10 protein-coding genes are annotated in these 13,629 nt (G+C 46.8%); 2 read left to right on the top strand and 8 right to left on the bottom strand.

Annotated elements, in window-relative coordinates:
• Window positions 1-33: 33 nt before the first annotated feature.
• A complete protein-coding gene (locus AC3RCI_RS07010) occupies window positions 34-522 on the bottom strand; it encodes a DUF6022 family protein (RefSeq protein WP_492528176.1) in 489 nt (162 codons plus the stop codon).
• 154 nt (window positions 523-676) lie between these two features.
• Here AC3RCI_RS07010 and AC3RCI_RS07005 point away from each other — a divergent pair, with 154 nt between their 5' ends.
• On the top strand, window positions 677-1,372 hold the full coding sequence (locus AC3RCI_RS07005; RefSeq protein WP_492528174.1) for a MerR family transcriptional regulator: 696 nt from the start codon (window positions 677-679) through the stop codon (window positions 1,370-1,372).
• A 182-nt stretch (window positions 1,373-1,554) separates the two neighbouring features.
• Here the strand turns inward: AC3RCI_RS07005 and AC3RCI_RS07000 are convergent, their stop codons facing one another.
• The 6 genes from AC3RCI_RS07000 to AC3RCI_RS06975 all read right to left on the bottom strand — a co-directional run bounded on the left by AC3RCI_RS07000 (window position 1,555) and on the right by AC3RCI_RS06975 (window position 11,440).
• Entirely contained in the window at window positions 1,555-5,223 is a 3,669-nt protein-coding gene (locus AC3RCI_RS07000) for a GH32 C-terminal domain-containing protein (protein WP_492528172.1), read from the bottom strand.
• Between the two features lie 287 nt (window positions 5,224-5,510).
• The gene (locus tag AC3RCI_RS06995) at window positions 5,511-6,413 is read right to left on the bottom strand and encodes an ROK family protein (RefSeq protein ID WP_492528170.1); all 903 of its coding nucleotides are present in this window, start codon (window positions 6,411-6,413) and stop codon (window positions 5,511-5,513) included.
• A 19-nt stretch (window positions 6,414-6,432) separates the two neighbouring features.
• Window positions 6,433-7,908 (bottom strand): glycoside hydrolase family 32 protein, encoded by a 1,476-nt coding sequence (locus tag AC3RCI_RS06990; protein WP_492528168.1) that lies wholly within the window; start codon window positions 7,906-7,908, stop codon window positions 6,433-6,435.
• A gap of 32 nt (window positions 7,909-7,940) precedes the next feature.
• Window positions 7,941-9,551: an ABC transporter substrate-binding protein gene (locus tag AC3RCI_RS06985; protein ID WP_336781016.1), complete on the bottom strand. Its 1,611-nt coding sequence runs from the start codon at window positions 9,549-9,551 to the stop codon at window positions 7,941-7,943.
• Between the two features lie 56 nt (window positions 9,552-9,607).
• Window positions 9,608-10,489: a carbohydrate ABC transporter permease gene (locus AC3RCI_RS06980; protein ID WP_095289251.1), complete on the bottom strand. Its 882-nt coding sequence runs from the start codon at window positions 10,487-10,489 to the stop codon at window positions 9,608-9,610.
• Window positions 10,490-10,504: 15 nt separating this feature from the next.
• Complete coding sequence (locus AC3RCI_RS06975; RefSeq protein ID WP_492529828.1) at window positions 10,505-11,440, bottom strand: ABC transporter permease; 936 nt, start codon at window positions 11,438-11,440, stop codon at window positions 10,505-10,507.
• 464 nt (window positions 11,441-11,904) lie between these two features.
• Here AC3RCI_RS06975 and AC3RCI_RS06970 point away from each other — a divergent pair, with 464 nt between their 5' ends.
• Window positions 11,905-12,972 carry a LacI family DNA-binding transcriptional regulator gene (locus AC3RCI_RS06970; RefSeq protein WP_492528166.1) on the top strand — a complete coding sequence of 356 codons (1,068 nt, stop codon included), beginning with the start codon at window positions 11,905-11,907 and terminating at the stop codon, window positions 12,970-12,972.
• Window positions 12,973-13,166: 194 nt separating this feature from the next.
• On the opposite strand, the gene AC3RCI_RS06965 is transcribed toward AC3RCI_RS06970, so the two are convergent.
• Entirely contained in the window at window positions 13,167-13,613 is a 447-nt protein-coding gene (locus AC3RCI_RS06965) for a DUF1569 domain-containing protein (protein ID WP_492528164.1), read from the bottom strand.
• Between the last annotated feature and the right edge of the window lie 16 nt (window positions 13,614-13,629).

Here is a 13,629-nt window from a genome sequence, read left to right as displayed (position 1 = left end):
GCCGATATTGGCTTCTTTCCTTACCCCCTCTATCTATCCCTTGATAAGTCGGATTCCTTGCACGATCTGTTCCCTCTCAACTTCTCTCAACGAAAAGAGTACAGGCGCTGTAGGAATCTCAAACTTCAGATGAGAATGAGGAATTTCCGTTAATAAAGTCCCAATAGGTTGTTGACTTTCTTTGCTGCGTACAACATTCCAAAATAACCTGGACCTGTTGTCCTCTGATCCCCACCTTTCAAGCGAATTTCGAAATAGTAGACATTTTCCGATAACAAAATCATGGTCCTCAAGGGGTTCCATTACTTCAAAGCCAGCCTCCTCAAGGCTATCAAAAATCACAGGCATCAGCTGATCTAAATACAGGCCATAGGCAGCATCCTCGATCTCACGAAAAGCGACCATGAGTTGGTCGTGTAACGAGTCGTACAAAGGCTTCCATGCCGATTCAATATACTGATTGCCCACCTGGGCAAGCTCTTCGATTGTCATGTCGTAACGGAATACTGGATGAAGTGTCATTCTTAGTCCTCCTTGAGTTGAGTTTGACTTCATCATACAATATATAAGCCAATTGGAATGTTTTCTTCGAAATGGACAAATAAAATCAACAAAAATACAGATAAACGTTACAATAGGTTTAATGTTTCTTCCTGAAAGGCGGGATAACACAAAAATGGGACCCAAAAAACTGGCGAATAAATTTATGATAAGCGCTAACACTTTGAGAAACTACGAAGCGAAGGAGCTAATCCCTCCTGCTGAGCGTTCTGCCAATGGATATCGCATGTATACGGAACGGCATGAGGTCTATCTGGCCTGTATTCAGGCCATGGCGCCTGCTTTCGGAATGGAAGTAACAACCGTGGTGATGCATGCTCTCCAAAGAAATGAGTTGGAGGAAGTATTGTGGGTCGTTAGGGAAAGGGAGGTCAAACTGTATGAGGAAAAAGCAAGTTTAGATCAACTGGTAGAGGAGTTGAATTCATATGCCGACGGAAGCCAAGCTTACGACTTCAGTCAGCGTTTCCGCATCCACGAGGTCTCTAGACGGACAGGGGTCCCTAAATCAGCGATCCGTTACTGGGAGAAAAGCGGTCTGTTCACTACTGAACGTGACACTGATAACAAATACCGTCTGTATAATGAATCGCACCTGCTTAAGATTAAGATGATCCAGATATTGCAAAGTTCCGTTTATTCTGAGGAGACCGTAAAATTAAAACAATCAATTGCATGTTTAGAAATCCAAAACCTCGAGCAGGGAATTAATGTTTCAGAAAGGATACGAAATCACCTGAACAATACAATTAAACATCAGATGACGGGTCTCTACTACTTGCATCAATTGATTCAATCACTAGATATTTAAGAAATAACCGTAGAGCTCCCATACCATTATACCTACACTACAAACGCCAGACTTTACAGTTAGAGGACTACACTTAACGTGCAGTCCTCTTCCACATGACTTATTCAAATGATGAAGGCGCAGATCAACATTACAAGTCATTAATCCTGTGACCTTTAATTCTCCAGAACACCACCCCACGGTTATTGCACTTTGTTTTCCAAAGTCCATTTTTGATATTCATCTTCAGCATGGAAGTCTTCCATCACCAGCTTGGTTCCATCTTCCGATACACGGAGTGCATTACCGTTGTGCACACTTGTGATGTTTACCGTCCCATCATCGTTTTCGGAAATGTTCCAGCGTTGATTGGGATACCCGAGATACGGATAGAGTTGAATCCGATTCTGACCGACATCCCAATCCAATGATAACCCGCTGACGGTACGGATGGAGTAAGAACCGGAATCATCACCGGTAGGAATAAGTATCCAAGTATAACTTGATGCTTCACCATCCTTTTCGGTACCAACATTCACAACCTCGCCTGCTTGGGATTGCATCGCTTGTAGGGCAATAGGAAGTTCTGCACTCCGAATCTTAACGGTCTCCAGAGCTGCTTTTTTCATGTCAAATGCATTCACATGCTGAAAAGACGCACTGCCTCCAAACGTATGAACACCGAAATGTCCCTCGGCAAACGTGCCATCCTGAACATCCATGATCCGTTCACCGTCCAGATCCACCTGAATACGAGTTCCATTCGCCTGAATCTGGATATGGTAAGTCTGATCACCCCGAATGAATTTTGGAATGCGGGCAAGTACCTGCCGATTCTCGAACTTTCCGTCCACTTTATAAAACAGGCGAATCGCCTTCAGGTTGGGATCAACATTCAGATAATAACCACTTCGTCCATCCTCGCTTGCCCGAAACAGAATGGAACCTGCTCCTCCATCAGCATCCAGCTGCAAGTCAGCCTCATATCGGAAGTCTCCCGCAGTCTCTTGCGCGATATACTGTGAATCACTGCGGTCACTGCCCTGTATGCCATGGTCCGAAACAACCCACTGGGCAGACGGTCGATCCTTTTGCCAGCCGGATAAATTCGTGTGGAATATGCCATCCGTTACCGTAATCAGTATTTTGGCAGCAGCTTTGCCATTAGCCATGGAAGCCGTCACCCAAGCTTCCCCCTTGCCTACAGCACGAATCGCAGCATGTGTTTTGCCAGAATCAACGATTTTCACCACTTTAGGATTACTCACGGTCCATTTCAGCGGTTGGACACCTTTTCCTGGTCCGCCCTCAGTCGAGGCGTAGAGGGTTTCGGTATGACCCACATTCGTTACTCTTCTCTGGGTATCTGCAATAACCAGAGGAGTGGGGGACATGCCTTCTCTCCAGATATTATCCAACGCATATACATTCATGGAGACCACTTTCACATTTCCGCCCAGGCTGTAGAACGCCATCGACCTTCCAGCCGGATCCGGAAAAATGACATCCGAGAAAACCATTCTGCCCTCATTGCCAAACACTTCAACAGAAGCTTCATCAACAAATATTCGCAGCTTGATCCTCCCATTTTCAGGTTTTAGCGCTGCTTCGTGTACTTTGGTAAATAAACCCGAGAAACCCACGTCTCCCGAAGCAGTGCGATCCACGAACATCGTCTCTTTCTCCGTCTTGTAGCCCACGGTTGTTTGTTGCCCTTCCCTTTGACGCAGGTGAAAACCAAACTCCGTAACGGGACTGCCTGCCGGAATTTCCACTTCCGCTTCAATCTCGTATGCACCCGCACTCAGACCTTTGAGCACATTCTGCGATCGTGGCCCGACCACCAGCTGCTCCGCACTGTACATGTTTTGCCGAAGTGTCTCCAGTTCGATAACAGGCTTTTGTACCAGACGTACACCCTCATCTGTTGCTCGGAGAGAAATTTCTCTCGGAATAGTCAATTGACCTTTCCAAGGGTTCGTCGGGAAATCAAATGGATAATCCCAGTTCGTCATCCACGCAAGCATCACTTTCCGCTGATCCGGCATATTCGCAAATGACATCGACGCATAGAATTCCTTGCCGAAGTCCGTCTTCAGCACTTTCCCGGCAGGATGGTCGTTCACGAATTTCCCCTCCGCTGTCAGCTCGCCTACAAAGTATTCCGCATCCGATCCTTGTGTCTTCGTATTGGCTCCGGTACTGATCATAAGCACCCACTTACGCTCATTTGTCCCCTCTACAGGCAGCTGAATCAGGTCGGGACACTCCCATACCCCTCCGCGAATGTATTCCCCATATCCGAAGTTATCGGTTAATGTCCAATCAAGCAGATTCGTTGAGGTAAAAAACCGGATATGGTCCCCGCCAGATACCACCATGATCCAGCGGTTGTGCTCTTCATCCCGAACGACCTTCGGATCGCGAAAGTCCCAACTCCCCGGGTCTTCGCCATTTTGTCCAGGGTTCTCAATCACAATCGGACGGTCTTCAGCGTACTGCCAGTTCCGGCCTTGATCCGTACTGTATGCGAGACCAATACGCTGATTGCCACCAGGCTTACCTGGATGGTACGACGTATAGTATGCGATCAGACCTTTACCACCGGAATCCGAGAACAGGCCGGATGCGTTGTTCAGATCCGCAATCGCTGATCCCGACCATACATGACCCAGATCATTCCACGGCAGTGCAATGGGTAAACGCTTCCATTTTACAAGATCCGTACTGACTGCATGGGCCCATGTCCCTCCGTCCTGGTGAAATAAATGATACTCCCCCTCGTAATAAACCAATCCGTTCGGATCACTTGCGGACCCTCGAATCGGAGAGTAATGATATTGGGGACGGTATTTTTCCGTATAATACATCGAATTTTCCGTGATGTACGTGTCTTGAAAATAGGCGACACCCTGTTCGACTTCAAGTCCGGCATATCCCTCGGCATAACTTGAATCCGTGACCTCCACAGCCGGTGCTGCATATCCATCCACATACACCTGAATCAGGCGACCGGAGGCAACCACTTCGATATGGTGCTTTGCTGCCGGTTGACTTGGGTATGTACGATCCGAATTCGCAAGAATCGTTCCATCCGCCTTTTGCAGCTGTACCCGAACCTCTTCCCCTTCTCTACTAAGAGCTGCTTTGTATCCCTTTGTCCCGTCTGCATTCGACCTGAATAGTAGAGCTGCGAAGCTCGTATCGGCCAAAGATATATCTCCCTCAAATACAAAATCCCCTGCTGTTTTCTCGTATATGATCCGCGTTTCCTCTTGCGCATTTCCTTTGCCCCGATATCCCTGTAGATCCGGCTGCCATTCTCCTTCACGGTGAACGGGGTTACCTAGATTTCCATTCATGGTACTGATCTTCACATTTTGGAACAAGCCTGATCCGTCCCACACATGGAGCCCCAGCTTCCCTGATATATACGCACTGTCTTTCACATCAATCACCGGGTCGTACCCACCATCCCAATACACCTGCAGCCTCTCGCCAACCGCTTTTACTTTCAAATGATAAATTCCGCCAGACTCCACGGTTACCGAGTACTCTTCCAACAATGTACCTGACCTGCCACTGGCATCTTTTAAACGAATCAGACCAGCCTGAGGAACCACTTGCAGCATATAGGAAGACCATCCCGTATCATTGGAACGGAAAACAAGACTGGCATCTGCCTTCATATCCTGGATTAACAGATCCGTTTCATATATAAAATCATCGGCCCGCGTGTCCGATAATACGGTCACATTCTCCTTCTCTTCGGAAATCAAATGAAGTCCTTCATTTGTATCTTCCAAATTGCCTTTACCATGCAATGTCCAACCGGACAAATTGGTTACTGCCTTGGACACGTCCATTTTCATCGGAACCGCCTCCGTATGTTGAGTTTGAGATTGTGGACTCTTGGATGATGCCGTACTCTTCTGCATCGTCACCTTATCCAGATGGGAAGTCATCGAATGCGCTTCCACAGAAGTGGAACCCAGGACACAGGATAATAGGACGCAGCTAATGGACCTTAAAATGAATCTCACGAATATCCCTCATTTCTCTGCGTGATATAGAAAAACAAAGAAAGGACGGTGCATTCCCTTAAACAACTGAATCAGTCTTTTAAGCGATTTGCTCCGTCCTTTCCCGAATCTGTGGCTTACGATGATACCGCTGAATCAGTTTTGACTTGATTAAGCGCTTCAATGCCCAAGGCAAGTGCACCGTATAAACCCGCGTGCTGTCCCAATCCTGGGGGAACAATATATTGGTCGATGTGCTGCAGCAATTCAGGCACATTCACATAACCATGGAGATTTTGTACAACTCTTTCCCGAATCATGGGAAACAGATGCATTTGCTGCATGACTCCACCGCCCAAAATGATCTTCTGTGGTGAATGCAGCAGGAAGGACGTCGTAATGGATTCGGCAATATAAAAGGACTCGATCTCCCATGCCAGGTGGTCCGTCGGCAGCTCGCTGCCGGGTCTCTGCCAGCGGGCTTCGATGGCTGGCCCTGCGGCCAGTCCCTCCAGGCAATCCCCATGATACTTGCATAAGCCGGCAAAGTGATCCTGCGGATGCCGCCTCGTTCGGATGTGTCCACCCTCTGGATGCAGCAATCCGTGTATTCTTTTTCCTCCAGCAATAAGTCCAACGCCAACACCTGTGCCAATCGTATAATATACACAGTTATCCAAGCCCTGCGCAGCTCCCCATGTGACTTCCCCCAGAGCAGCAGCATTCACGTCCGTATCCCACCCGAAGGGAACAGGGAATTCACGCTTCAAGATTCCCACCACATTGCAGTTTTCCCATTCGTACTTCGGAGTTGTGGTAATGTATCCGTAAGTAGGGCTATCCGGCTTCAGATCAATCGGACCAAAGGAACCAATGCCGATAGCCTCTACCCCTTTATCTCTGAAATAGTCACTCACCTTGGCGAGTGTAGTCTCGGGATGTTCCGTCGGAAAACTGCACCATTCCTCCAGATGTCCTTGTTCGTTGCCTATTCCGCATACAAACTTCGTTCCGCCCGCTTCAATGGCACCTATACGCATCTACCTGCCCTCCTTCTCTTTATTTCTCATGGACCTCCACCTTAATGGGAGACAATTCGTAGATATGAAGAGCAGAGAAGACCATGTCTTCCTGATCAGCATCAACCGTAATTCGCGCAGCATCTACATCCGGATAGATCAGGTCAGTAATAACGGCCTGGCCGTTACTCGCAAATACCTCAACCGAAGAAGAATCCACATAGATACGCAAATGTTGAACCCCGCCCTGAACACTTGCGGTGTGACGTCCCAGGAAATGTTCATGGAAATCAACGATGCCTGATCGACTGCGATCAACGTACACCTCACGCTGATTCGCGTCTGTACCAACGAGCGTTTGATGACTGGCGCTGCTTCTCAAGGTAAATTGAACGGATTGCTCCGATTCCCATTGCGCATCGACTTCATAGCTCACCAGCTGCAGCGTGCTAAGATGTTTCCTCGCCTCTTGGACAGAAACGTTGTGCAGGGTCAATATCGGTTTCCGGGCTTGCTCCATCTCACGGGCCGGGCGCTGAACCAATGTGACTGTACCGTCTATCGTTTCCAAAGTAAGCTCCCGAGCAATCGTCATCGCGCCGCGATAACCTTCGGTTGGCGTTTGGTTGGCATACATCCAGTTGCTCATCCAGCCCATAAACAGGCGTCTACCGTCTTCTGCCGGAATGTCGGACCAACTGACTCCTGCGTAGTTGTCCCGGCCATGGTCAATCCAGCGAACCGTGCGGGAAGCTTCATCCGGAACAAACGTCGACCCATCAAAATCTCCGATAAAGTACTGCGTTCGCGAGCCTTCCTTGAACGCAGGATCTGCACCGATACTGACAAGCATGACCCATTTTTCATGCCCATGGTCCCCATCCACCGCCAGCGGGAAGAGATCAGGACATTCCCACACGCCGTCATGTGAACCGATGCCTGTGCCGAATTCACTGCCGAGTGTCCAATCTTTCAGATTAGGAGAACGGTACAAGCATACCGTCTGACCACAGGCAATGATCATCACCCATTCCTTGCTCTGCTCATGCCAGAACACCTTGGGATCACGGAAATCGACATAAGACTCATGCTCCAGTACCGGATTGCCCTCATATTTGTTCCACGTGCGGCCATTGTCCTTGCTGTACGCAATGCTCTGTCGCTGAATCGGGTTATCGTTCGGCACTTCCAGGTGATGCGTGAATATCGCCACCAGTCCTGGTTCCTCATCAAAGAAGCCGGAAGTATTATTCCAATCCACTACAGCACTTCCTGAAAAGATCATGCCGTGTTCATCCGGCGCCATAGCCACAGGAAGCTCTTCCCAGGTGAACAGATCTTTCGTCACGGCATGCCCCCAATGCATCGGTCCCCATGTGTTACCAAATGGATGATGTTGATAGAACAGGTGATACTCGCCTTTGAAAAACACCATGCCATTGGGATCATTCATCCACTTCTCGTTCGGCGAGAAATGATAAGCACCTCGGTAATCGGTTGTTGAAATGGTAGACATGTAGGTTCTCTCCTTTAAATTACACTGTTTTTTTATTTAGTATTGCGGTCATATCCCGCTTGTTTAATTTGAAGCCATTCCTGCAGTCCAAGACGATCCAGCTCTTTCAAATACGCATCCCATTCCTGCTCGATTTTTCCGTTTTGATACCATTCCGTGCGCATGCGCAGTACATAAGCGAACAGGTCGGTTTCAATGGTAGACAGTCGGTCGAGCTCATCAATGGAGAAAAATACGCTTGGATAGACGTTCTCTGCTTTCATATGTGGAACCATCACCCGATCCAGAAGCTCCATGCGCCATGCAGCATCTTCTGGTTTAGTCGTGTATTTGTCATAGTAACTGTCGAGAATCGCCAGTGGTCCGGCAATGCTCGTTTTTTGTCTAAGTTCGACAGGCGCAGCCCCTTCTAGCGGCAGATGCTTCAGCATGCCCTTGGCTTCATCGAATTCAAAAATATTTTGCTGCGTTTCATCCCCGTACGTTCCCCAGTTGTTTTGGATCGATTGGAGCGGATCGTACAGCTGGTCTACCCACTTCGCTGTGGATTCCAGATTTTTATTGCTGCTCGTGATAACCATACGTCCTCTGTCGAGTCCGATCCCATTGGTTCTCGTGACATTTCTCTCTCCATCCGGACCGGCAAGCGGAGGCAAAACATCATACGTGTCATTCATTCCCGTAATGTTGGCCTTATCCCATGTGAAATACATGCCGTACTTATGGTCCTTGCCTTTGGCCAGATACGTATTCCAATCCTGCTGATAGGCTTCCACATCCACAAGACCTTCCTGGACAAGCTCATGGATATATTTCACAGCTTCCTTATAACCTTCATCCGCTGCCGTAAAGACGACCTTACCCTCGTTCGTTACCACGGTATGGTCCCAGTTCTCCCCAAGTCCGAATGCGGCAAAGAGAAAAGTCAAATCTTCTCCGCCCGGCTTGTTAATGAACGACAACGGAATTTCATCCGCTTTTCCATTTCCATTGGGATCTTGCGTTTTGAAGGCGATTAGCACTTCCTTCAATTCCTCGGTCGTCGTCGGCATCTTCAGTCCGAGTTTATTGAGCCATTCCACATTGATCCAAGGCAAATTATCCACCGCTTGTATCCGCTGCTTGCCGCTTCCCAGCTCCTCGATCCATGGGAAAGAGTAAATATGTCCATCCGGTGCCGTGATCATGCTCTTGTATTCCGGAGCTTCCTCCAGCACCTTTTGTAGATTGGGCATGTATTGTTCGATCAAGTCTTCGAGCGGGATGATAGCCCCGTCCTTGGCCAGTTTCAGAAGATCATAATCTCCGTAACCTGCGTCAAAAATGGCATCGGGTAAATCCCCGCTGGCCACCGCCAGATTTCTCTTTTCGGCAAACACATCACTCGTATAGTTCTTCCAGTTGATATGCACATTGGTCTTTTCTTCAAGTCGCTTGTGAATCAGTTTCTCGTTCGGATCGGCCGGAGCCAGCGGCGAGCTCTGCGTGATAAAATTCAGTGTCACTTTCCCGTCGGGAGACTGGGCTTCACTGGCTGCGCCGCCGCCCCCTCCTCCACCACAGGCTGTGAGCAGAAGTACAGCAGACAACATGGAAAGGGATACCGATGTAATGCCTCTTTTGGACTTTTTCACTTTTTTCATGACGTGACCTCCACTTTATATTGTTGGATCTGACTTAAGATATCTCAGGCTGTTCACTATTTGAGTGAACCTACCATGACACCCTTTTCGAAGTACTTTTGAAAGAACGGATACATGATAATCAGCGGCAGACTCGAAATGACAATCGCAGAATACTTAATCATCTCGGATAACCGTTTGAGCTCCGCCATGGCAAGCTGATCACTGATCATGCCCGGTGCAGCCTGGTTCTGGATCAGAATGGAACGCAGAACGAGCTGTAAGGGATGAAGATTGGGATTATCCAAATAAATCATGGCATCAAAATAAGAATTCCACTGCCCGACGAACGCGTACAATGCAAGGACAAAAATGATCGGTTTGGATAGCGGAATGACAATCTGAAAGAAAATCTTCATATCGGAAGCACCGTCCACGTTCGCTGCTTCTTTCAGTTCCCTGGGTACACCTTTGAAAAAAGTTCTGGAGAGAATGATGTTCCACACGTTAACCGCTCCGGGAATGATGATCGCCCATATGGTATCCAGCATGCCGAGATTACGCACAAGCAGATAAGTCGGAATGAGACCACCACCGAAGAACATCGTAATGATAAACAGGACCATGAAAAATCCTCTTCCCGCCAGCCTTTCCTCAGACAAGGCATAACCTGCACAGATGGAAACCGCCACGGTCACGAAAGCAAACGAAACCGAGTACAGCACCGCATTCGCGAAGCCTCGAATCATGGCCGGATTGGACAGAATCATCTGATAACCATCCAGACTCCAGTCGGATACATTGAAGGACAGTCCCTGATTAAGCAGTACGGTTGGATCCATAAAGGAAGCGATAACAATATAAATGAGAGGAACGACCACAACCAGTACAGCACAGGTGAGAAAGATGGCGTTCAGTGCGAGGATCAGACGATCCAGCCCCGTCGGTTTGATAGTCATGAGTGATACTCCTTTCTAATAAAGGCCTTCGCCTTCGTTTAATTTCTTCACAATCAGATTCACGGTAACGAGCAGGATGACGTTAATGACAGAGTTAAACAATCCTACGGCCGCAGAATAGGCGTAATCGCCGGACTGCAATCCGACCTTGTACACATAGGTGGCAATAATCTCGGATGAAGGCAGGTTCATGGATGTTTGCATCAGGTATGCCTTTTCGAATCCGATGGACATAATTCCCCCAGCTGCAAGGATAAACACAATGGCCATAATCGGACGAATGGTCGGAAGGTCGATGTGGCGAATACGCTGAAGGAGGTTTGCTCCGTCCAGATTGGCTGCATTGTGAAGCTCAGGATCAACATTGGCTAGTGCTGCAACGTAAATGATCGAGGCCCAGCCTGCCCCCGTCCAGATATCGGACAAGATGTAGATCCAGCGGAAATATTCAGGTTCGGACATAAACATGATCGGCTGACCCGTAATCCATGTAGTCAATTGATTAATAGGACCCGTCGGCGATAAGAAAATGAACAGCATGCCCACAACGACTACAACGGATATAAAATTTGGGGCATACAGAAATAATTGAATGTTCTTCTTCACTCCAGCTTGGCGTACCTGATTCAGCATGAGTGCCAGCAAAATCGGCACCGGGAAACTGAAGATCAATCCAAAAAAGCTGAGCTTAAGCGTATTCATGAATATGATGTCGAAATTGGGTGAAGCCAAAAACTTCTCGAAATGTTTTAAGCCCACCCACTCACTGCCCATAATCCCCTTGATCGGACTGAAATCCTTGAATGCGATGATGGCTCCATACATTGGAATGTATTTGAAGATCAGTGTCAGGATTAGAGCTGGCGCAAGCAATACATACAGGAAATAATTCTTTTTGAGCTGCTGTAACGGATGAAAAATGGAACTCCTCTCTTTGAGGCCTTTCCCCATCCTCTTATTGGTGTTTACTGTGTTATCCAACACACGACCCCCGTTCATTATTGAAGTTTACAATTGCTCATAGTAAGGGCTTTCAATATTTACAATTGCTTATTTGATATTTTACAATTTATCAGGATGAGTATCATTTAGTCAATACAAAATGTGAAAAATAGTTGTGCATTTGCTTCATTTTTTTATGCATAACTCTGTTCTAGTTGTACGTTTAACGGAATAACCATCCAAAAAAGCCCGTTATATAACGTATTTCATCCTATAATGAAAGATTTCGCAGTTGCTATGTACGATGCAAACTTAAATGATGAATAAATTAAGAATGCAAAATTATAAATTGACAAAATCATTTATAAATTGTGCATTTGTAAATTTACAATTGCTATTTACTCCGATATATTATACATTTGACTTAGAAAACACTTGGGACGATCAATTGACCAATAGAGGTGAGGCACGACATGGCAAAAGAGAAAGTTACGATACAGGATATCGCAGATGCTTTGGGTATCTCCCGAAATACGGCTTCCAAAGCCCTGAATGATAGCGGAAACATTCCAGAAGAAACACGGAGTCGGGTGATTAAGAAAGCCATTGAGTTAAGATATAAACAATTTGCTTATATGGAAAGTGAGCATGTTCTTAGCAAAACGCCGGGCAATATTGCTCTGTTAACAGAGAACCTGCCTAATACGTCTCATTTTGGATCGCTGCTAATTAGCGGTTTGGAGAAAAGAATTAGTGCCGAGGGTTATAATCTGTCCATTCATATCGTTCGTGAAGTTGATGAAGAAGCCCTTACCCTACCTAACAATTTTGATATTTCCAAAGTGGACGGCATCATCTGCATCGAGTTATTCAACCTGGAATATACCCGCCTCATCACAGAGCTCGGAATTCCTACGGTCTTTATCGATTGTGCAGCCAACATCTGTTATCCGGATTTTCATGCTGATCTGCTTCTTATGGAGAATGAACATAGCACTTATCAGTTAACCAAAAAATTAATTGATAGCGGCTACAAAAGTATCGGATTCGCAGGAGATTACAATCACTGTAAAAGCTTCAACGAACGATGGACTGGGTATCACCGGGCGATGTTGGAATCGGGATTGCAGGTCGATCTATCCCACTGCATTACAGACAATGATAAGCTGTTCTTCTCCAAACCTGGTTGGATAAGGGAGCGAGTAGCTGCACTGGAGTCATTTCCTTCCGCATATGTGTGTGCCAATGACTTCATTGCGGTGGATCTAATCAGAGCTTTTAAATTAAGAGAGGTAACGGTTCCGCAGGATATTGTGGTATGTGGATTCGACAACGCACCTGAATCAAGAATTATTGAACCTCCGTTAACGACGGTCCATATTTACAGCAGCGAGATGGGAATTAAGGCTGCCGAAATGCTGTTATCCCGAATCGACAACCCCGAACAGCCTTATCAGGTCTCGCATATTGTGACTCTACCCATTATCAGGGAGTCGACACCTGGAATCATGCCTGCCGAGCCGACTCTTGTAAAAAAATAAAATGGAGAAATACACCCTATTTGAGTTGAAATGCGCCTGATGGCATTCTCTGAGCAAGTCGTTGAATACAAAAAAGAAGTGGATACCCTACAGATGGGTGATCCACTTCTTTATATGTTCTAACTAACCTCTTCTAGCTTGCCTCAGTTCTTCCTGTGTATTATCTCTATGTGTTCAGCCCTTTTCCTTACTTCTTAAACACCAAATTGCTTCAGATGATGGTCCAAGTGCTTGTAGATTCCCTTACCCCATTCCTCGGAAGTGAGTCTTCCAAAAAAAGGATGAGGAAATGCACCGTTTTTGAGACCTTCACGTTGTATCGTCAAGATATTTTGTTTGAGCTTTTCTTTTTCTGCTTCAAACTCTCTTGTATCCACGATCATCATGCTTGGAATCGTAGACATATTGCGAGGAAGTGGCTTGTCATTATAAAAAATGGGTTTTGCAAACTTTCCAACCACTATGCCTAGCAAGCTTCTTGCGGAACGGGCTTTTCCCGTTGCTATGTCTTGGAACGAAGAGCAATGAGCAAGCATCTGAGCAGCATTCATGCGCCCCCACTCAGGTTGAACATCTTGCTCTAATTGATCGATGCGTCCCAAGATTTCTTTTGCAGCCGATAGATCAAAAATCGTTTTCACTAAGACATAGGCCTCC

The organism is Paenibacillus sp. MT124 (assembly GCF_058792755.1).
This window is presented reverse-complemented; position numbering and strand designations above follow the sequence as displayed.

Bases quoted from the DNA above. Each gene is read 5' to 3' on its own strand.
- AC3RCI_RS06980 (WP_095289251.1), bottom strand. From the start codon at position 10,489: ATGACTATCAAACCGACGGGGCTGGATCGTCTGATCCTCGCACTGAAC.
- AC3RCI_RS07000 (WP_492528172.1), bottom strand. From the start codon at position 5,223: ATGAAAATGGACGTGTCCAAGGCAGTAACCAATTTGTCCGGTTGGACA.
- AC3RCI_RS07005 (WP_492528174.1), top strand. From the start codon at position 677: ATGGGACCCAAAAAACTGGCGAATAAATTTATGATAAGCGCTAACACT.
- AC3RCI_RS07010 (WP_492528176.1), bottom strand. From the start codon at position 522: ATGACACTTCATCCAGTATTCCGTTACGACATGACAATCGAAGAGCTT.
- AC3RCI_RS06995 (WP_492528170.1), bottom strand. From the start codon at position 6,413: ATGCGTATAGGTGCCATTGAAGCGGGCGGAACGAAGTTTGTATGCGGA.
- AC3RCI_RS06990 (WP_492528168.1), bottom strand. From the start codon at position 7,908: ATGTCTACCATTTCAACAACCGATTACCGAGGTGCTTATCATTTCTCG.
- AC3RCI_RS06970 (WP_492528166.1), top strand. From the start codon at position 11,905: ATGGCAAAAGAGAAAGTTACGATACAGGATATCGCAGATGCTTTGGGT.
- AC3RCI_RS06975 (WP_492529828.1), bottom strand. From the start codon at position 11,440: ATGGGGAAAGGCCTCAAAGAGAGGAGTTCCATTTTTCATCCGTTACAG.
- AC3RCI_RS06985 (WP_336781016.1), bottom strand. From the start codon at position 9,551: ATGAAAAAAGTGAAAAAGTCCAAAAGAGGCATTACATCGGTATCCCTT.